The sequence below is a fragment of the Serinicoccus hydrothermalis genome (assembly GCF_001685415.1).
Taxonomy (GTDB): Bacteria; Actinomycetota; Actinomycetes; order Actinomycetales; family Dermatophilaceae; genus Ornithinicoccus; species Ornithinicoccus hydrothermalis.
On sequence record NZ_CP014989.1, the window covers coordinates 2308020 to 2327809 of the forward strand.

The 19790-nt window shown below is 72.0% G+C and carries 18 protein-coding genes; 11 read left to right on the forward strand and 7 right to left on the reverse strand.

Annotated features, from left to right (window positions below; all coding sequences use genetic code 11):
• Window positions 1-51 precede the first annotated feature (51 nt).
• The 9 genes from SGUI_RS10730 (at window position 52) to SGUI_RS10770 (ending at window position 8945) form a co-directional block, all read left to right on the forward strand.
• Window positions 52-399 (forward strand): heavy-metal-associated domain-containing protein, encoded by a 348-nt coding sequence (locus SGUI_RS10730; protein ID WP_066639865.1) that lies wholly within the window; start codon window positions 52-54, stop codon window positions 397-399.
• Between the two features lie 270 nt (window positions 400-669).
• Entirely contained in the window at window positions 670-1014 is a 345-nt protein-coding gene (locus SGUI_RS10735) for an NADH-quinone oxidoreductase subunit A (protein ID WP_066639867.1), read from the forward strand.
• On the forward strand, window positions 1005-2267 hold the full coding sequence (locus SGUI_RS18060; protein WP_066639869.1) for an ICP22 family protein: 1263 nt from the start codon (window positions 1005-1007) through the stop codon (window positions 2265-2267). Before SGUI_RS10735 ends, SGUI_RS18060 begins: the two co-directional genes overlap by 10 nt.
• Complete coding sequence (locus SGUI_RS10745) at window positions 2260-3237, forward strand: NADH-quinone oxidoreductase subunit H (RefSeq protein WP_237141329.1); 978 nt, start codon at window positions 2260-2262, stop codon at window positions 3235-3237. The genes SGUI_RS18060 and SGUI_RS10745 overlap by 8 nt, the downstream gene beginning before the upstream one ends.
• Window positions 3225-3803 (forward strand): NADH-quinone oxidoreductase subunit J, encoded by a 579-nt coding sequence (locus SGUI_RS10750; protein ID WP_191090896.1) that lies wholly within the window; start codon window positions 3225-3227, stop codon window positions 3801-3803. Before SGUI_RS10745 ends, SGUI_RS10750 begins: the two co-directional genes overlap by 13 nt.
• A complete protein-coding gene (locus SGUI_RS10755; protein WP_066639871.1) occupies window positions 3800-4102 on the forward strand; it encodes an NADH-quinone oxidoreductase subunit NuoK in 303 nt (100 codons plus the stop codon). The genes SGUI_RS10750 and SGUI_RS10755 overlap by 4 nt, the downstream gene beginning before the upstream one ends.
• The gene (locus SGUI_RS10760; RefSeq protein ID WP_066639873.1) at window positions 4099-6036 is read left to right on the forward strand and encodes a proton-conducting transporter transmembrane domain-containing protein; all 1938 of its coding nucleotides are present in this window, start codon (window positions 4099-4101) and stop codon (window positions 6034-6036) included. Before SGUI_RS10755 ends, SGUI_RS10760 begins: the two co-directional genes overlap by 4 nt.
• The gene (locus SGUI_RS10765; RefSeq protein WP_237141330.1) at window positions 6033-7529 is read left to right on the forward strand and encodes a complex I subunit 4 family protein; all 1497 of its coding nucleotides are present in this window, start codon (window positions 6033-6035) and stop codon (window positions 7527-7529) included. Before SGUI_RS10760 ends, SGUI_RS10765 begins: the two co-directional genes overlap by 4 nt.
• A gap of 15 nt (window positions 7530-7544) precedes the next feature.
• Entirely contained in the window at window positions 7545-8945 is a 1401-nt protein-coding gene (locus SGUI_RS10770; protein WP_202804776.1) for an NADH-quinone oxidoreductase subunit N, read from the forward strand.
• 282 nt (window positions 8946-9227) lie between these two features.
• On the opposite strand, the gene SGUI_RS18065 is transcribed toward SGUI_RS10770, so the two are convergent.
• Window positions 9228-10082 (reverse strand): C40 family peptidase, encoded by an 855-nt coding sequence (locus SGUI_RS18065; RefSeq protein WP_066639878.1) that lies wholly within the window; start codon window positions 10080-10082, stop codon window positions 9228-9230.
• Window positions 10083-11175: 1093 nt separating this feature from the next.
• Here SGUI_RS18065 and SGUI_RS10780 point away from each other — a divergent pair.
• On the forward strand, window positions 11176-11736 hold the full coding sequence (locus SGUI_RS10780) for a DUF305 domain-containing protein (RefSeq protein WP_237141331.1): 561 nt from the start codon (window positions 11176-11178) through the stop codon (window positions 11734-11736).
• Window positions 11737-11814: 78 nt separating this feature from the next.
• Here SGUI_RS10780 and SGUI_RS10785 read toward each other — a convergent pair whose 3' ends face one another.
• The 4 genes from SGUI_RS10785 to SGUI_RS10800 all read right to left on the reverse strand — a co-directional run bounded on the left by SGUI_RS10785 (window position 11815) and on the right by SGUI_RS10800 (window position 16740).
• Complete coding sequence (locus SGUI_RS10785; protein WP_066639886.1) at window positions 11815-14130, reverse strand: heavy metal translocating P-type ATPase; 2316 nt, start codon at window positions 14128-14130, stop codon at window positions 11815-11817.
• Window positions 14120-15115, reverse strand: a complete 996-nt coding sequence (locus SGUI_RS10790) for a heavy metal-binding domain-containing protein (RefSeq protein ID WP_066639889.1) — start codon at window positions 15113-15115, stop codon at window positions 14120-14122. The genes SGUI_RS10785 and SGUI_RS10790 overlap by 11 nt, the downstream gene beginning before the upstream one ends.
• A 1-nt stretch (window position 15116) precedes the next feature.
• Window positions 15117-15329, reverse strand: a complete 213-nt coding sequence (locus SGUI_RS10795) for a heavy-metal-associated domain-containing protein (protein ID WP_066639891.1) — start codon at window positions 15327-15329, stop codon at window positions 15117-15119.
• A 103-nt stretch (window positions 15330-15432) separates the two neighbouring features.
• Window positions 15433-16740, reverse strand: a complete 1308-nt coding sequence (locus tag SGUI_RS10800; RefSeq protein WP_237141332.1) for an MFS transporter — start codon at window positions 16738-16740, stop codon at window positions 15433-15435.
• A 194-nt stretch (window positions 16741-16934) separates the two neighbouring features.
• Here SGUI_RS10800 and SGUI_RS10805 point away from each other — a divergent pair, with 194 nt between their 5' ends.
• A complete protein-coding gene (locus SGUI_RS10805; RefSeq protein ID WP_237141333.1) occupies window positions 16935-17561 on the forward strand; it encodes a TetR/AcrR family transcriptional regulator in 627 nt (208 codons plus the stop codon).
• Window positions 17562-17764: 203 nt separating this feature from the next.
• Here the strand turns inward: SGUI_RS10805 and istB are convergent, their stop codons facing one another.
• Window positions 17765-18568, reverse strand: coding sequence for an IS21-like element helper ATPase IstB (istB, locus tag SGUI_RS10810; RefSeq protein ID WP_066639908.1), 804 nt, complete (start codon window positions 18566-18568; stop codon window positions 17765-17767).
• Window positions 18565-19779, reverse strand: a complete 1215-nt coding sequence (gene istA, locus SGUI_RS10815; protein WP_083190633.1) for an IS21 family transposase — start codon at window positions 19777-19779, stop codon at window positions 18565-18567. The genes istB and istA overlap by 4 nt, the downstream gene beginning before the upstream one ends.
• Between the last annotated feature and the right edge of the window lie 11 nt (window positions 19780-19790).

Consider the following 19790-nt stretch of genomic DNA (forward strand, 5'->3'; position numbering starts at 1 on the left):
AGCACGCCACGAGCAGAACCATCACCCCTCACCCCGACGGAGGATGACCTCATGTGTACATCTCGGACACAGTCGACACAGGTCGGCGAGCGGCCCACCACCGCTGAAGCGACGTCGTGCGACTGCTGCGCCACCGAGGCAGGGAGCGCGACCGGGTCGGCCGAGAGATCACTAGCGCTGGTGCAGACCACCAACCTCGTGACCGGACTGACCTGTCATCACTGCGCTACCTCGGTCACCGAGGAGTTGGAGGCACTGGATGAGGTCTCAGCAGTCCGGGTGGACGTTGTCCCGGGAGGCGAGTCTTCGGTCCGGGTCGCGAGCACAGAGGCACGCACCGAGCGCGTCCGTACCGCCCTGTCCGATGCCGGCGACTACGCCGTCAGTGGCAGGCGCTGAGCCGTTCTCCCAAGGAGGCCGAGACCTTGCCCGGGTCTGCGGTCAGAGGCTGGTCTCGGCCTCATCCGCCGGGGCAGAAGGCATGAGGCGCGCCCGGCGCTATGACCGTCGCCGTCCGACCGAAGGGCGCACGCCCCCTCTTCGGTCTGCGACAGCCGCACGTGACCCACTCAGGTCTGCTGGTGTCCATCTGTCGGGCAGTGTCGATGCGGCAGGGCCGCGGCAGACAGACGACACAAGAACACCTTCGAACGGCTTCTAGGGAAGTTCATGTATCTGGGTCTCATAGGCGTGGCCATCAGTTGCCTGGTGGCGTTGGCGGGGATGTTCGCGCTGCACCGGGCCACCGCGGTGGCCGCCGACCCGCTGCACACGCTGCCGTTCGAGTCCGGCTGGGTCCCCCAGCAGCACGCCTTGTCCCGCTACCACGTGCGGTGGTACCTCGCGTCGCTCGTCTTCCTCGCCTTCGACGTCGAGATGCTGTTCATGTACCCCTGGGCCGTCGTCGTGGCCCAGGTCGGGTGGTCCGCCGTCCTCGAGATGTTCCTTTTCCTCGGGGCCCTGCTCGTCGCGGTCGTCTGGGCCTGGCGCGAGGGGGCGTTCCGGTGGGTCTGAGGGAGGTCCTGGCCCGGTCAGCGGCCCGGCACGCGCACGTCCTCGTCGTCGAGGTGCCCGGGTGGGACGGGCTCCGCATGGCGACCGAGCGGGCTGTGCTCGAGCGGGGGTGGCGGCTCGCGTGCTCGCCAGCGGACGCGGACGTGCTCGTGGTGTGCGGGACCCCGGGGCCCCGGCTGGCCGAGGCGGTGGACCTCGTGTGGGAGCAGCTGCCGGGCCCCCGGGTACGGATCGTCGTGCTTAACCGCTCCGAGCTGACAGACGCCCTCCGCGGCGCGCACGCGGGGCTACTCGACGACGACCACCACCGGCGCGACGCCCGCGACCGCCCCGGGGCACCGGACCTGCTGGCCGGCCGGGAGGCGGAGGACGAGCCCAGCGGGCACGAGGGCCACTCCGACCACGCCGACCACGGCGCGAAGGAGGGTTCGGACGAACCCAGCGGGCACGAGGGCCACTCCGACCACGCCGACTACGGCGCGAACGAGGGTTCGGACGAACCCAGCGGGCACGAGGACCACGGAAATCACGCGGACCACGGCGGCCACGACATGGAGATGTCCCCCGACGGCATCCCCCTGGCGGAGGGCGGCGAGGACCGGGACGGGCTGGAGATGGACGTCCTGGCGGTCCGGCTCGGCCCGGTGCTGCCGCACTGGCCGGCAGGTCTGGTGCTGCACTGCTCCCTCCAGGGTGACGTCCTCACCGGCGCCCGCGCGGAGCTCCTCGGTGCGGAATGCGAGGGCGGGGACGCGGCCGACCCGCGGACCCGGGCGCTGGACCGGGTGGTGTCCGTGCTGGCGCTCGTGGGCTGGGACGACGCCGCCGAGCGCGCACGGCGGATCCGCGACGTACCGCCGACCGGCGACGCCCGCCCCGCCGTCGACCGCACGACCGCCGCCGCCGACCACCCGACTGCCTCTCCCGGGCTGGCGCGGCTGCGGCGACGGGTGCGCCGCTCCCGGATGCTGCGCTGGTCGTTGCGAGGGCTGGGCCCGCTGACTGCCGACGACGTCCGCCGTCTCGAACTCCCGGAAGGTGCCGTGGGCGACGCCTACGACCGGCTGCTGCACCTGCTGGACGACGTCGACGAGCCGGCGCCGCCCGGAGGTCGCCGGGCTGTGCCGGTCGACGCCGTGGCGGACCCGGTCGTCGGTCTCGACCTCGCGGCCGCGCGGCTGGTGCTGGCCGGTCTCGACCTCGGCACGCTGAGCGCCGCACCGGCACCGCGTCCGGAGGCGACCCGTGGGTGAGCCGCTGCTGACCTCGCTCCCCGCGGCGGCGGGCCCGGCGGTCGTCACCGTGGCGCCCGCCTGGGCGGTCGCCGTCGTCGCCGTGCTCGGAGCCCTGGCCCTGGCCGCAGCCGCTCTCGACGGGGTGCTGTCCGCGCGCTCCGCGTCGGCGGGTGGTGCCGTGGGCGCAGCTGGCCGACCCCTCGGTGAGGCGTCCCGGCTGCTGCGGCAGCGTCGACGCACCACGGTGCAGGCCGACACCCTGCTCTGGCGCACCGGCGGGGCGGGGCTGCTCGTCGCGGCGGCCCTCATGCTCGCCGTGGTGCCGCTGGGGCGGTGGACGGTCGCCGACCTGGCGGTGGGCGTCGTGTGGTTCAACGCCATGGACGTCATGGTCTGGGCCCTGGTGTGGCTGGTCGGCTGGGGCGCCAACTCGGCGCACGCGCTGGTCGGCGGCTACCGGTTCCTGGCCCACGGCCTGGGCTACGAGCTGCCGCTGATGTTCGCCCTCGTCGCCCCGGCGATCGCCGCGGGCAGCCTGAACGTAGGCGCCGTCGCCGCCGCCCAGGACGGGCTGTGGTTCGCGGCCTGGATGCCGGTCGCGTTCCTCGTCTACCTGCTGGGCGTGGCGGGCTTCTCGGTGTGGGGCCCGTTCGCCCCGGCGCTGGGCACGGACGTCGCCGGTGGTGTGCGAGCCGAGCTGTCAGGGGTGGACCGCCTGGTGCTCGAGACTGGGCGGTACGCCCTGCTCGCGGCCGGGGCGGCCTTCGCCGTGCCGATGTTCCTCGGCGGCGGGGCGGGGCCGCTGCTCCCCGACTGGGCCTGGACGCTGGTCAAGACGCTGGCCGTGCTGGCGCTGCTGGTCTGGGCGCGTCGGCGGCTCCCCGCCCTGCGTCCCGACCTGTTCATGGAGATCGGCTGGCTCGTGCTGCTGCCCGCGGCGCTGGTGCAGGACCTGCTCGTCGCCGTCGTCACGGTATGGAGGTCCTGACCGTGCTCGTCGACATCGCCTTCGTGGCGCTCGGGGTCGTGGCGGTCCTCAGCGGCGGCGCCGTCTTCGTCGTGGACTCGATGGCCCGCGCCACCTACGCCCTCGCCGTGTCCTTCGTCGCGGTCGGGGTGCAGGTGCTCTTCCTGCAGCAGAGCTACGTCGGCGTGGTCGTCATCCTCATGATGGTCATGGAGATGGCGGTGATGGCCGTCTACATGGTGATGTTCATGGGGATGAACCCGGCCCTCATGCCGATGAGCATGGTCCACAGCAACCGGACCGCCGTCGCGACCGCGGTCCTCACCTTCCTCCTCCTGGCGGCCGGCATCCTCGTGGTGGACTGGCCCGCCCGCCGGGGCAGCCCCCCACGGGACGTCACCGAGGCGCTCGGCGAGGCCCTCATGGGCCCGCAGATGCTCGTCATGGCCGTCATCAGCCCGGTCATGGTGGCCACCATCGTGGCCGGGGTGGTGCTGGCCGCGCCGCGCACGCGCTACGACCGGTTCGGCGACGACCTGCGGCAGCGGCCCCCGGACGACCCGCAGCCCGGAGGAGTGGGCCGATGACCCTCGAGGCGGCGCTGCTCCTCAGCGCGGCGATCTTCTCCGTCGGGCTCTACGGCGCGATCTCGCAGCAGGTCGTGGTCATGGTCATGATGGGCCTGGAGCTGATGATCAACGGCGTCATCCTGGCGGCGGCCGCGTGCTGGTGGTTCCTGGCCCCCGACCCCACCGGGCAGGTCCTGCTCATGGTCGTCATCGCCGCCATGACCCTCGAGATGGCCATGGGGTTCGCCGTCGCCGTGCTGCTGCACCGGGCCCGTCAGACGGACATGACCGACATGGCGACGGACCTGTCCCGATGAGCGACGGCAGCGCCCAGACCGCCCTGTGGCTCCTCGTCCTGGTCCCCGCGCTCGTCGGGGCGTTCCTGGTGGTCGCGCGCCCGGAGCGGGTCGCCGTGCCCGTCTCCCTGCTCACCGCGGCGCTGACCGCCGCCCTGGCTCTCCTCGTGGCGATCAGCGGGCCGCAGGTGTCGGTGCCGTTCATGGCCGGCACCGACCTGGCCCTCGGCGTCGACGCCTTGTCGGCGCTGGTCGTCCCGACCGTCGCGGTCGTCACCCTGCTCGTGCTGGTCTTCTCGGCCGGCGAGATCGGGCGGTCGCGGGGGCGCTTCCACGGGCTCATGCTGCTCTTCGCCTCGGGCGCCCTGCTGACCGCCACCGCGCAGACCCTGCCGGGGCTCCTCCTGGCCTGGGAGGTCATGGGCGCCACGTCGTTCGCGCTCATCGGCTTCTGGTGGCACGAGCAGCACCGGGTGTCCGCCGGCACGACGGCGTTCCTCGTGACCCGGGCCGCGGACGTCGGCCTCTACCTGGCCGCCGGGGCGGCCCTCGCCGGGGGCGGTGGGCTGGTGCTCGCCGATCTGCCCGCCGCGAGCGAGGGGTGGCGGCACGTGCTGGCGGCCGGGGTGCTCGTGGCTGCTCTGGGCAAGGCCGCGCAGCTGCCGTTCTCGTTCTGGCTGTCCCGGGCGATGGAGGGCCCCAGCCCGGTCAGCGCGTTGCTGCACTCGGCCGCCATGGTGGCCATGGGTGGCTACCTGCTGCTGCGCACCGAGCCGCTGCTCGCCGCCACGGGGTGGGCCGGGCCGGCCGCCGCCTGGGTCGGAGCCACGACCGCGCTGCTGCTGGGTGCCGTGGCGCTGGCCCAGCAGGACCTCAAGCAGGTCCTGGCGGCCTCCACCGCGGCCCAGCTGGGCTTCGTCGTCATGGGGGCGGGGCTGGGCGCCGTCGGCGGTGGGGCGGCGCACCTCGTGGCGCACGCCTCGACCAAGGCGCTGCTCTTCCTCGCCGCCGGGGCCTGGCTGAGCGCCCTGGGCACCAAGCAGCTGGCCGGGCTGCGCGGTGCCGCCCGGCGCTGGTCGCTGGTGGGCGTGGCGAGCACCGTGGGCGCCCTCTCGCTCGCTGGCGTGGCTCCCCTGGCCCTGTGGGCGACCAAGGACGCGGTGCTGGCCGTGGCGCTGGCCCGGTCGCCGTGGCTGTATGCCGTGGGGCTGGCTGCGGCAGCCCTGTCCGCCGCCTACTCGGGCCGGATCCTGCTCACCGTCTGGGCACGGGTGCCCGCGGCGGACCGTGCACGGGTGGCGCAGCATCTGGACGAGGAGCAGGAGGGCACCCGGCACGTCGGCCGGCTGGAGACCCTGCCGCTGCTGGCGCTGGCCCTGGGGGCGCTGACCCTGGGCCTGCTCGCGCTGCCCCCGATGGGTGACGTCCTGGCCCGGGCCCTCGGGGAGCAGCCCGTGCACCCCGGTCTGGCGGAGATGGGGGCCTCGGCGGCCCTCGCCCTCGCGGTGCTCGCGCTCGTCCGGTGGCGTCCCGCTCCCCGCCCCGGGTGGGCACGGCACTGGCTCGGTCTGGAGACGGCCGTCCGGGCCGTGGTCGTCGGCCCCACGCTGGCGCTGGCCCGGGCCCTGGCGTCCTTCGACGACCGGGTGCTGGACCGTGCCGTGGGGGCGGCCGCGGCCGGCGCCGTCGGCGTGGCACGCAGGGCGGCGACGTTCGACGACCGGGTGCTCGACGGCGCCGTCGGGTCCGGCTCCCGTGCGACCACGCGGCTCGCCCGGGTCGCCGCCCGGGCCGACGAGCGAGGGGTCGACGGCGCGGTCGAGGGTTTCGCCGCCCGCGTCCGCCGGCTCGCCCAGGTGGCGCGGGGCCCGCAGAGCGGGCAGCTGCACCACTACTACGTCCAGGCCGTCGCGGTCCTCGCGGTCGGCGTCCTGCTCCTGCTCTCGGTGAGGTGACTGTGCTCAGTCTGATCGTCTTCCTGCCCCTGCTCGCCGCGGTGGCCCTGGTCGCCGTCCCTCGGCTCGGTGACGGCGCGGCGCGGTGGGTCTGGGTCGCCGTCGCGGCCGTCGACCTGCTCCTCGTCGCCGCGGTGTGGCTGGTCTACGAGCCACCGGGGCCGGGCCGGCTGGCCTTCGAGGAGCGGGTGCCGTGGATCCCGGGGGTCGACAGCAGCTACCACGTGGGGGTCGACGGGCTGTCGCTGCCGCTCATGGCGATGACGACGGTGGTGTTCCTGGCCTGTGCGGTCTTCGCCCTCCGTGACGAGGACCGGCCCCGGACCCGGGCAGCGCTCTTCCTCTTCCTGCAGAGCGTCAGCCTGGGCCTGTTCGCCGCCGCCGACCTCATCCTGTTCTTCCTTTTCTTCGACCTGTCCATCGTCGGGATGTACTTCGTCATCGCCGGGTGGGGCCATGGTGACCGCGGCCGCTCGGCGATGAAGTTCTTCCTCTACACCTTCCTGGGCTCGCTGGCCCTGCTCGCCGGCTTCATCGGGCTCTACGTCGCGGCCGAGCCGCACACCTTCGACATGGTCGAGCTGGCCCGGCAGACCCCGCTCGACGGGTCGCCCACGGCCGGGGGCCTGGTGCTCGCGGCCATCCTGCTGGGGCTGGCCGTCAAGACGCCGACGGTGCCGTTCCACACCTGGCTGCCCCCCGCGCACACCGACGCCCCCGCGGTCGGGTCGGCCGTCCTGGCCGGGGTGCTGCTCAAGATGGGCACCTACGGCTTCGTCCGGATCGCGATGCCGATGCTCCCCGAGGCCTGGCGCGCCTGGGCCTGGGTGGTCGTCGTGGTCGGCGTCGTCTCGGTCGTCTACGGCGCCCTCGTCGCGCTCGCCCAGACCGACCTCAAGCGGATGATCGCCTACACCTCGGTCAACCACATGGGGTACGTCGTCCTGGCCGTCGGTGCCGCCGGGATCGTCGCCGAGGGCAGCGAGCAGGCGCGGTCGGTGGCGGTCACCGGCGCCGTGACCCAGATGGTGAGCCACGGCATCGTCACCGCCGCCCTGTTCCTCATGGCGGGGGTGGTCTGGGACCGCGCCGGCACCTACAACCTGGGCTCCTTCGGCGGGCTGGCCGGCACCGCACCGCGCCTGGCCACGCTCTTCGCCGTCGGTGCGTTCGCCTCGCTCGGGCTGCCCGGCCTGTCCGGCTTCATCGCCGAGTTCCAGATCTTCGCCGGCAGCATCGCAGTCGCGCCGGTGACGGCGGTCGCGCTGGTCGGCATCCTCATCACCGCGGCGCTGTTCCTGCGGGCGCTGCAACGTCTCTTCACCGGACCGACCCGTGGCGCCTCGCGGGGCTTCGGCGACCTGCGTCCCGCCGAGCTCTGGGCGGTCGCGCCGCTGCTCGCCCTCTCGCTGCTCATCGGGGTGCTGCCCCGCCCGCTGCTCGGGGTGGTCGAGCCCGCCGCGGAGGTCGTCGTGCAGCTCGTCGGGAGGTAGGCGGCGGTGGACTCCATGGCGATGCGACCGGCCCTGCTCCTGCCGGAGATCGTGCTCTTCCTCGGCGCCCTCGCCGCCCTGCTGGGCGGGTCGTTCCTGCCCCGCACGCGGCAGTGGGTCACCCGGGTCGTCGCCGCAGCCGCCCTGGTGCTCGCCGCTGCGATGGCCGCCGTCGCCCTGGCCGGCCCGACGGCGGTGGCCATGGAGGGCAGCTTCACCGTGGACCCGACCACCGGGGTGGCCCGCCTCGTCGCCACCCTGGGCGCCCTGGTGGTGCTGGCGCTGGCGGCGGACGAGATCGATGGCAGCCCGCGGGAGAGCGAGACCTACGCGCTGCTGCTCCTGTCCACGACCGGCACGCTGGTCCTCGCCGGTGCCGACGACCTGCTCGTCGTCGCCGTCGGGTTCCTGCTGACCAGCGTCCCCCTCTACGGGCTCATCGGGATCACCGGGACCGCCGTGGCGGCCGAGGCGGCGATGAAGACCTACCTGCTCGGTGCCCTCTTCGGCATCCTGCTGCTGGCCGGGGTCACGCTGCTCTACGGCGTGTCCGGCACGACGTCGTACGCCGGGCTGGCCGACCCGCTCGCCGCCGCGCCTCGGGCGGTGGTCGCCGCCGGTGTTGTGGGGATCCTGGGCGGGTTGCTGTTCAAGGCCGGTGGCGTCCCCGCGCACTTCTGGGTCCCCGACGCCGCGCAGGGTGCCGGCGGTGCCGTCGCGGCCTTCCTGACCACCGTGCCGAAGATCGGGGCGGTGCTCGCCGCATACCGGCTCGTCGCCGCCCTGCCCGACACCCTGGCGTGGCCGCTGCTCGTGGCTGTGCTGGCCGTCGCCAGCATGACGGTGGGCAACCTCGCCGCCTACACCCAGACCGACCCGCGGCGCCTGCTCGGCTGGTCCACCGTCAGCCAGGTGGGCTACCTGCTCGTGCCCGTCACGGTGGCGGGCCGCAGCGACCTGGCGCTGCCGTCCCTGCTGCTCTACCTCGCCGGCTACACGGTCACCAACCTGGCGGCCTTCGCCGTCACCACCGCGTTCCCGCGGCGCCGCGAGCTGTCCGCCTACCGCGGGGTGGGCAGGCGCTACCCGTGGCTCGCCGCGGCGCTGGTCGTGGCGCTGCTCGGGCTGGTCGGGACCCCGCCCACCGCGGTCTTCGTCGGCAAGCTCACCACCACGGCCGCCGCCTGGGACGCCGGCGACGCGTGGCTCGCCGTGCTCGTGCTGCTCAACACCCTGGCCAGCCTCTTCTACTACCTGCGGTGGATCGCCCCGCTCTACGCCCGCCCGACGGCCGAGCACCCGGAGGACGGCGATCCGCCCGCCCCCTGGTCACGGTGGACCGCCGTCGCGACCGCCAACCTGAGCGTCCTGGTCGGTGTCGCGGCCGGGGTCCTGTGGGCCGTTGCCACCGCCTGATGTGCGGCCACACCGCGCCCAGCCTGTGCATCGCGGTCCGGACCTTCCCGCGCCTGCAGATCTGGCATAGATCGGGTCCATCACTCCCCTGGCTCGACCTCGTGGCCGGGGCCGCGTCTGAGCCAGGACCGTCCTTGTCACGAGGGGACCGGTCCCACGGTAGTCAGCCCGGGCCGTGCGCGCGCGTCGGCCTGCCCGGGTATGACGACGCCCCGGTCCGCACACGGGGTGCGGCCGGGGCTGTCGTCGGGGCGGGAGCGTGCTCGCCGCGGCGGGCTGGGGTCAGCCGACCCGGCCGTAGCCGGAGACGCCGCTGAAGACGGGCCGGTAGCCGGAGTAGTTCCCCGGGGTCGGCGAGTCGTACATCATGCCGTCGCCGGCGTAGATGCCGATGTGGTAGGCCGGGTAGCCGTAGAACACCAGGTCGCCGGGCTGCGGGTTGCTCACCGGCGTGGCGAAGGCCTGCTGCTGGGCCGCGGTGCGCGGCAGGCTGATGCCCACCTGGGCGAAGACGTAGCTCGTGAATCCGGAGCAGTCGAACCCGGCCGGCGTGCTGCCGCCCCACTGGTAGGGGATGCCGGTCAGACCGGCGGCCACGCCCAGCACACCACCGGTGGGGGCCGGGGCGGCGGGCTCCGGCTCAGGCTCGGCCTCGACGGCCGGCTCGGCCTCGACGACGGGCTCGGGCTGGGCCTGACGCTCGTTGTCGCGGCTGGCGGTGGTCTCCTCACGGGCGGCGACCTGCTCGCTCGCCTGCTCGGTGGCCGGAGCGGCCTGCTCGGTGGCCGGGGCGGCCTGCTCGGTCTGCTCGACCGGCGCCGGCTCCTCCTCCACGACCGGGGTGTAGGCGGAGAAACCGCCGATCCCGAACGAGGCCAGGTCGACGTCCTCGGGCGCGGCCACGGCCTCGGCCGGGCGGTCCACGGTCACGGTGCGGTCGGCGCTCACGTCGACCCCCAGCCGCTGCAGGCCCTCACCACGGTCCTGGGACAGGTCCGGGGCGGCGTTGGCGCTCAGGGTCGCGCCGGCCAGCAGCCCGGTCGAGGTGGCCGCGACGGCCGCCGTGCGGGTGAGAGCGGTGCTGGTCGTGCTGAGGCGACCGGGCCGGCGGTGGCGGCCGGTGATGCGCTGCGTCATGTAGATCCTCCAGTGCCTGCGGGGTGAGCTGTCGGGCTTCGGGCTGGAGTGCCCCTGGACCGGGTTGGCCGGTCCGTCGCCCCGAAGAGCCGCAGGGGCGGCTCCAGAGGTGGTTCCCCCGCTCCTGTCAAAGCGGTGTCGTACGTGCCACGGCCCCGATCGACGCGCGGACAGGACTAGGCAGTCGCGCTCGGGGGTCCCCCAGGGAGGAGGACTCTGCGAGGTTACACAGGGGGGCCGCCAAATGTCACGATCAGGTAACGACCGCGTCAAGACCCTGCCAGCGACGAACGTCGCTGCCGCGTTCTGACCTGGGCATTTGCTGTACCTAGGGCTCGTTCGCTCAGTGAACCAGTGAGAGACCTCACACCGACAACTACCTCGAGGGGCCGAATCAAACATTCGATCGCCCTGCCCCGCACCGGGCAGTCAGACCTCGCTTGCTCCGGCGACCGGATCCGGTAACCACCCCACCAAACCCGCCCACGGCATCTCGTACTCTGGCAGGGTGCAGCCTCGCCCCGCCTCCGCCCCGGCGCCACGGCAGTCTGCACCGACCCGTTCCTGGTCACGAACACTCTTCATGCGCGTGCTGGCCCTTGTGGGGCTCCTGGTGACCCTTTCCTTCATGCGCGGTGTCGACGTCAGCGACCGATCGCCGACCCTGGCACCTGGCGCAGACGGACCACTCAGCGCGACCAGCCACACGCTCGCCCTCGGCGACCACGGTCAGGTCGACAGCCATGGCGGGCCATCACGAGCCCACCATCAGCAGGGCCACGGCACGGAGCACACGCACTGGGCGACGACCTGCCTCGCGGTCCTCTGCGCGGCGGCCGTGGTGGTCGCCCCTTTCCTGGCACGCCGGGGACATCCGCGCTGGACGCGGGGGCGCCCACCGCAGGCGCGCACGCCGGAGGTGCCACCCCTTCTTCCGCCCCACGGGGCGGTATCGATCCATCAGCTCTGCGTCATGAGGGTCTAGGAGGCCACGCGCCGGGACTCTCCCCGGCACCGTCCTACCTCGTGAACCACCTTCGACGAAAGCAGAGCAGCAGTGAACCGCACCACCCGAATGTTGAGCATGCCCGCCATGGCCCTCGCGGCCCTCTTCACCATCTCCGCGTGCACCACGGAGACCGCGCAGGACCCGTCCTCATCGGCCGCGTCCGAGGAGCACAACGACGCCGACGTCCAGTTCGCTACCGAGATGATCCCCCACCACCAACAGGCGGTCGAGATGTCCGACATGGCCCTGGAGCAAGGCGGCACCGAGGTCAGGGAGCTCGCCGAGCGGATCCAGGCGGCCCAGGCACCCGAGATCGAGACCATGACCGAGTGGCTGCAGGCCTGGGGCGAGGACGTGCCCGAGACGGACGGCCACGGCAGCATGGAAGGCATGGACCACTCGCAGATGGAGGGCATGATGTCGCCCGAGGACATGGAGGACCTGGGCGGCGCGCAGGGCTCCCAGTTCGACACCATGTGGCTGGAGATGATGATCGAGCACCACGACGGGGCCATCACCATGGCTCAGACCCAGGTCGCTGACGGTCTCGACCCCGAGGCCGTCGCACTGGCCGAGGACATCGCCGAGAGCCAGGAAGCAGAGATCGAGGAGATGGAGGCCCTCCTCCAGGGGTCGAACGGCTGAGCCAGGCCCGTGCTGCTGCTGCCCGCTCTCGCGGGCAGCAGCAGGGCGGCAGGGCACGGACCACGTCACGGAGCGCGGTCAGGCGGTTGCGCGGGCGGAGGTGTCGCTGGTGGGAGCGGTGTGGTCGTCGGCCTTGGCCTGGAAGGCTCGTAGCCTCAGGCTGTTGGAGACCACGAACACCGACGAGAGCGCCATCGCGGCGCCGGCGAGCATCGGGTTCAAGAGCCCGAACGCGGCCAGCGGGATCGCGGCGGTGTTGTAGGCGAAGGCCCAGAACAGGTTGGTCTTGATCGTGCGCAGGGTGCGCCGCGCGAGCCGGATCGCGTCGGCGGCGGCGCGCAGGTCGCCGCGTACCAGGGTGATGTCGGCGGCCTCGATCGCGACGTCTGTGCCCGTGCCCATGGCCAGGCCGAGGTCGGCCTGGGCCAGGGCGGGCGCGTCGTTGACGCCGTCCCCGACCATCGCGACGACTTTGCCCTCGTCCTGGAGGCGGGCGACGACGTCGACCTTGTCCTTGGGCAGCACCTCGGCGATCACCTCGGTGATGCCGACCTCGGCGGCGACCTGCTCGGCCACGGCCTGGTTGTCCCCGGTCAGCAGGACCGGCGTCAGGCCCAGGTCGGTGAACTGGCGGATGGCGTCGGCAGATGTGGGCTTGATCTGGTCGGAGACCACCAGCACGCCACGTGCGGCGCCGTCCCAGCCGACCACGATGGCGGTCTTGCCCTCGGCCTCGGCGGCCTGCTTCGCGGACCTCAGGTGCTCGTCGAGGTGCTGGGACCAGTCGGCCAGCAGCGACTCCCGGCCGGCGAGCACGGCGTGGCCGTCGACGACGCCCTGCACCCCCTTGCCCTCGATGTTCTCGAACGACTCCGGTGCGGGCAGGTCCCCGACCTCGGCGGTGGCGCCGGCGGCGATGGCCTGGGCGATGGGATGCTCGGAGTAGTCCTCCAGCCCACCGGCCAGGCGCAGCAACTCGGCCCGGTCCACGCCGCCGGCGGGGATGACATCGGTCAGGGTCATCTTGCCGGTGGTCACGGTCCCGGTCTTGTCCAGCACGATCGTGTCCACCCTGCGGGTGGACTCCAGCACCTCCGGGCCCTTGATGAGAACCCCCATCTGGGCGCCGCGACCGGTGCCGACCAGCAGCGCGGTCGGTGTCGCCAGCCCCAGGGCGCAGGGGCAGGCGATGATCAGCACCGCCACCGCGGCGGTGAACCCCGCGGACACCGGGAACCCCGCCCCGACCCAGGCACCGAGGGCGGCGACGGCGATCGCGATCGCGATCGGCACGAACACCCCGGAGACCCGGTCCGCCAGGCGTTGGATCTCGGCCTTGCCCGACTGGGCGTCCTCGACGAGCTTGGCCATCTGCGCCAGCTGGGTGTCCGAACCCACCCGGGTCGCCGTGACGACGAGGCGTCCGCCGGCGTTCACGGTCGCGCCGGTGACGTGGTCGCCCTCACCGACCTCGACGGGCACGGACTCGCCGGTGAGCATGGACGCGTCGATCGCGCTCGAGCCGGAGGAGATGGTGCCGTCGGTGGCGATCTTCTCACCCGGTCGGACGACGAACTGGTCCCCGACGCTCAGCTCCTCGATGGAGATCCGCTCCTCCTTCCCGCCGCGGAGGACGGACACTTCTTTCACGCCGAGCTCGAGCAGCGCACGCAGGGCTGCTCCGGCGCGGCGCTTGGAGCGCTTCTCGAAGTAGCGGCCGAGCAGGATGAAGGTGATCACCCCGGCAGCGACCTCCAGGTAGATGTGCCCGAGGCCGTCGGAGCGGGAGATGGTGAGCTCGAACGGGTGGACCACGCCGCGGTCACCCGCGGTGCCGAAGAACAGCGCGATGATCGACCAGATCATCGCCGCGCCGGTACCCACGGAGATGAGGGTGTCCATCGTGGCGGTACCGTGGCGCAGGTTCGTCCAGGCTGCCCGGTGGAACGGCCACCCCGCCCAGACCACCACAGGTGCCGCCAGGGCCAGGGAGGCGAAGCCCCAGTAGTCGAACTGCAACGCCGGGATCATCGCCATCGCGATCACCGGCACCGCGAGCACGGTCGAGCCGATGAGCCGCTGACGGGTGGTGCGCAGTTCGGCGTCCTCACGGGACTCGCCCTCATCCCCGTCGCCAAGCGCGGGGGTGCCCTGGGGGGTGGGGAGCTCGGCCGTGTATCCGGTCTTCTCCACCTCGGCGATCAGCAGCTGCGGGTCGTAGCCCTCCGGGGCGGTGACGCTCGCCTTCTCGGTCGCGTAGTTCACGCTCGCGGTGATGCCGTCGAGCTTGTTCAGCTTCCTCTCGACCCGGTTCGCGCACGACGCGCAGGTCATGCCGCCGATCTGCAGTTCGACGCCGGCCAGGTTGGTGCCGGTGGACTGGTCAGTGCTCATGGTCCTCTCCGTCCTCGTGCTCGTCCTCGTCCGGCCCGTCGTCGGTGCTCATCGAGCCGCCTTCACCGGTGCCGGCGGTGTCGAGCACCAGCGGCGCGGTGTGCACCTGCCCGTCGACCTGGAAGTCCAGGAACAGCAGGTAGCGCCCCGGTGTGGGGGCGATGGCCTCGAACACGATGTCCGGTTCCGACGTCTGCCCGGCGGTAGGTGCGTCGCCGTGGGGGTGGACGTGCAGGTAGGCCAGGTCCCCGTCGCGTAGCGCGACCAGGTGCCCGAACGCGCCCAGGTACGGCTCCAGTACGGTGACCGGCTCCCCGTCGCGGGTGATGGTCATGGTCAGTGCCGAGGACTCGCCCGCGGCGAGGTCACCGGCCACCGCGACGTCGAAGCCGTCCACGGTGGTCTCCGCGGTCGGCTCGGCCGCCACGGCCGCGTAGTCGCCGGGCACCTGCACCGTGGTCGAGAGCGTGACGCCCTCCCCGGTCTGGCCGGGCACGAAGTCCGCGAACACCCGGTAGCTGCCGGCCGCGTCCCACTGCCACGGGATCGACCACGTGCCATCGGCGTCCATCTCGGGGTGCACGTGGCGGAACTGCTGCCCGTCGGCGCGCACGACGATCAGGTGCAGCTCCTTCTCGTGCTCGGTCTCGAAGTCGGTCACCGCCTGGCCGTCGGGCCCGGTGATCGTCAGCGACAACTCACCGTCGGTGCCGATCTGGGGCGGGGCGCCCAGGTCGGTGAGCTGGTATCCGTCCTGTGCCACGCCCAGCCCCAGCGACGATGCGCCCGCGTCGTGGCCGGCGTGTCCGCCCTGCCCGTTCATGTCCTCTCCTTCCCCGTCGTTGTGGGCGGCGTGCTCGCCGCTGTCTTCTGCCCAGGCCTGCACGACGCTCTCGGGGACGACCGCGCCCGCCGTGGCGAACGCCACGACAAACACGGTCGCGAGCCCGGCGCCGTACAGGCCGAGTCGCGCAGGCGCGTTCATCTCAGCCCCTGATCGCGGCGTAGCCGGCCTCGTCGACGGCCGCGATCACCGCTGCGTCGTCGACCGGCTGCTCACTGGTCACGGTCAGCTGTCCGCTCTGGGCACTGACCTCGATGCCGGTGACGCCCGGGACCTGCGAGACCTCGGCTCGCACTGATTCCTCGCAGTGTCCGCAGGTCATCCCGGTCACCTGGTACTCGGTCGTGGTTCCCATGATCTTCGAACTCCTTCGGTGCTGTTGACTTGAGCAAGACTATACCCCAGGGGGGTATAAGAATGAGCCAGTAGGCCGCTGCCTCGGTGACCCTTGGCGTGGCTCAGGTGGTTCTTTGGGGCTTGGGGATCGCGATGCCGGAGACGACCGCAGCAATGATGGCGGCTGCGGCGGCGAACCCGAACGCCTGCTGGAAGCCGGACTCGCCGCCTCCTGCCGCGAGACTGATTGCGGCGAGGCTGGACACGGTGGCGACGCCGAGCGAGGCACCGAACTCGTGGAAGGTGCTCAGCAGGCCCGAGGCGATGCCGGCGTCCTCCGGGCCGATCTGCCCCAACGCGGTGGCGGAGGCGACGACGAAGAGTGCGCCAATGCCGAAGGCGGCGAAGCTGACGCCGGCCGTGGTCGCGGCCGTGGTGGGCCACATGGCCGGGACCGCGAGGCCGACCGCAGCGACGGCCATCCCGAAGATGCCGAGAGCGCGTGCGCCGAGTCGGCCAACGAGGCGGCCACCGAGATTGGCTCCGGTCATGGTGGCTGCGGCGATCGGTAGGAAGAGTAGGCCCGTGGCCAGGGGTCCATGGCCCGCGTACTGCTGGAAGTAGAAGGTGCCGAGGAAGAACACTGCGACCATCAGGGCGGTGGCGATCATGATGACGAACACGCCGGCTCCTACAGGCCGTCGAACCAGCAGGCCGAGGTCCATCAGCGGCGAGGCGGCAGTCTTCTGGCGCCACCCGAACAGCAGATAGAGCGCGATCGCGGAACCAGCTGCGATGAGCGTGTTTCCACTGGCCCACCCGCCCTCCCCGGCGATCGTCAGAGCGTAGATCGCCGACCCGGTCGCTGCCGTGACCAGCAGCGCTCCGAGGATGTCGAGCGCGGCTCGACGCCCCAGTGCCGGGGGCAGGGGTGGCAGGACTCGCAGCAGTCCGAACAGCACGACCAGGCCGACCGGGATGTTGATGAAGAACACCCACGGCCACCCCGGCCCTGCGGTGATCAGGCCACCCAGCAGCACACCGACCGCGGCGCCCCCGCCACCGAGCGCGGACCAGATGCCCAGCGCGCGGTTGCGCTCGTCGCCGGCAAACAGGCGCACCACGACCGACAGGGCGGCCGGAGAGAGCATCGCCGCTCCCAGGCCCTGGACGACACGGCCCGTCAGCAGGATCGTCCCGCTCTCCGCGAGACCGGCCAACAGCGAGCCCGCGGTGAAGGCGAACAACCCCGCGCAGACGATCGGCCTGGACCCGAACAGGTCCGCGCTACGCCCACCCAGGAGCATCAGCCCACCGAAGGTGAGGGTGTAGGCCGCAACCACCCAGGTCACCGCCTCACGCGACAGGTCCAGGTCGGCGGCCATCTGCGGCAGGGCGACCGCCACCACGGTCACGTCCAGGATCAGCATGAACTGTGCGGCTCCCAGGAGCGCCAGAGCCAGCCATCGGCGTGGGTGGGCATTCGCGATCTCCGGAGGTGGGGATGAAGTAGCGGCAGTCATCGTGCTCCTAACTCAAGCAGTTGTGTACGAGATGAAGAGGCTACACTATCTCGAACAGTCCAATACGACTTGTGAGGTGATCAGTGGCTCCCGGTAAGGACGTGTCCGCCAAGCGGGCCCGGAAGGTGCAGGCGTCGACGAGTCGTGCGGCGAACCGGCGCGCGGACGCTCAGCGCAACCGCGCCAAGATGCTGGCTGCGACCGCCACGGCCATCCGTCAGGACCCGGACGCCTCGGTCGCCGACATCGCCGCTGAGGCCGGCGTCGGGCGCATGACGTTGTACGGCCACTTTCAGAACCGTGCTGAGTTGATCGACGCAGCCCTTGCTGAGAGCTTGAAACATGGCGAGGAGGTGCTTAGCGGCGTTTCCCTCGACGGTGAGCCATCCGAGGCGTTCCGCCGGCTCGTCGCCGCGAGCTGCATGCTGGTCGACCATTCCCGAGCCCTTCTCACGGCAGCGCAGAAGGAGCTTCCCGCCGCGCGCATCCGCGAGTTGCACGAGAAGGCAGAGGCTCGGATGCGGGGCCTGTTGCTCCGTGGCCAGAGCGAGGGCGCCTTCCGAAGCGACCTCCCCGTGACTTGGCTCCTGGCCACGACTCACGTCGTCATGAACGGCGCAGCAGAAGAGGTCCGCGCCGGACGTCTCGACCCCGACGATGCACCGCGGTTCATCGAGGCGATCTTGCTCCCCGCCTTCACCGCCAGAGGCGCAACGCATGGTGCCTGAGCCTCACCCAGTGGCGCCTAAGCCTCGATCCACCGACAGACGTCGTTGAGTGGGGCGTTGCCGACCGCGTAGGCGATTCTGGGGAGCGGGCGTAGGAGATCTCCCGACCTCGCTGTCGGGGTGTTCCACGTGCAGGTTTCCTGGGGTTGCTGTCGACGGCGCTCGAAAACTGGACGGTTTCGGCGGTCGAAGAGTGGACGGTCTCAGTCTAGGGATTCTTGTTCGGCCTTGATGCTGGGCAGGGTCTCGACGCCGCGGTCGCGTAGCCGGTAGGAGGCGCCTTTGAGGGCGATGACGTCGGCGTGGTGGACGATGCGGTCGATCATCGCGGCCGCGACGACCTGGTCACCGAAGACGCCTGCCCAGGAGCTGAACGGCAGGTTCGACGTCAGGATCAGCGAGGCGTGCTCGTAGCGGGATGAGACGAGCTGGAAGAAGAGGTTGGCCGCGTCCTGTTCGAAGGGCAGGTAGCCGACCTCGTCGACGATGATCAGCCCGTAGCGGCGTAGCCGGGTCAGCTCGGCGGCGAGGCGGCCGCGGTCGTGGGCCTCGGTCAGGCGGGTGACCCAGTCGGTGGCGGTCGCGAACAGGACCCGGTGCCCTTGCCGGGCGGCGGCGACGCCCAGGGCGGTGGCCAGGTGGGTCTTACCGGTGCCCGGTGGGCCGAGGAGGACGACGTTGCGGTGCCCGGCCAGGTAGGCCCCGGACGCCAGCGCCTGGACGGGGGTGCGGGCGCCGGGTTGGTGGTCGAAGTCGAAGTCGTCCAGGGTCTTGAGCGCGCCGAACCCGGCCGCGCGGATCCGTAGTCGGGCTCCGGAGGCGTTGCGGGCGGCGACCTCGCGTTCCAGGACTGCGGCCAGGTAGTCCTCGTGGGTCCACCCGGTGTCGCGGGCGTGGTCGGCCAGGCGGGCGGCGGCCTCGGTGATCCGGGGCGCTTTCAGCGCGGCGGCCAGGTGGGTGATCTGCTTGAGCGACTCGGTCCCGGCGGAGTTCGGCTTGCGGCTCATCGCGACTCCAGCTCGCCGGCGTCGATCCCGAACGCCTTGTCGTAGTCGGCCAGGTCCCGGACCAGCTCGTCGGCCTCGGGACGAGTCCTGGGGTGCTGGTAGGCGTGCCGCAACGCCGCGGCGGCGGTGACGTGGGCGGGGTCGGTGACGGTCATGCTCCGGGCCCAGCGGCGCGGGTGCTCGGCCACCAGCTGTCCACCGTGCCGGACGCGGACGACGTCGAGGTCGGCGGCCACGTCGACCCGGGCGCCGATCGCGCGCGGGTGCACGGAGTAGTCGTTGGTGTCGACGCGCACGTAGTAGTCCCGGCCCAGGCGCACGTGGTTGCGCCAGCCCAGGTGCAGCAACGCCGGCGGCAACGGCAGCATCGCCTCGGTGTCCGCCGCGAGCAGGTCCACCGGGCGGGCCTTGGTCGTGCGCACCACCCGGGCGTTCGCGCCTGTCAGCCATTCGGTGAACTGGGCGTTGAAGTCGGCCGGGGAGGCGAAGTGGCGCCCGGGCATGAAAGAGGTCTCGAAGAAGCGGTTGCGGCGTTCCACGATGCCCTTAGACTCCGGATCCCGCGGCGGCAGCAGCACCACCCTCGTGGCCAGCGTCCCAGCGAACACCGCGACCGGTTCGGTCAGCTTGCCCCGCCCGATGCCGGGCTCGTTGTCCCAGATCAGCCGGCGCGGCACCCGACCCAGCTCACTGAGCAGGTCCCACGTGCCGAGCAACAGGTCCGGTGTCTTGCGGGTCGGCAGCATCCGGCCCACCGTGAACCTCGAGTACCCGCACGTCATGACCAGCACCGGCAACAGGGCCCGTGAGCCGTCCTCGAGCAGGATCTTGCGTGGAGGGAACCACAGGTCGCACTGCGCCACGTCCCCGGCCGTCCAGGTGAGCCGGTCGGCCGGGTCGATCGGGCGGTGGTCGGCCCGGAGCCGCTTGACGTTGTCGCGGAACCAGCGGATCGAGCCGGTCCACCCCACCCGCTCGGCCAGCACCGTCGCCGGCATGTCCGGCGTCTGCTCCAAGAGCAACCGCACCCTCGCCTCGTACGGCGTGAACGACGTCGGACCCGCTCTTCGCTCGTACCTCGGTGGCCCCTGCGAGGCGATGGCGTTGATGACCGTCGTCCTCGAGATGCCCAACCTCCTGGCGATCCTGGCCTTCGGCACACCGTCGGCGGCCAGCCTCCTGATCAGCGCCCAGTCCTCCATGGTGATCACACTCCAATCGT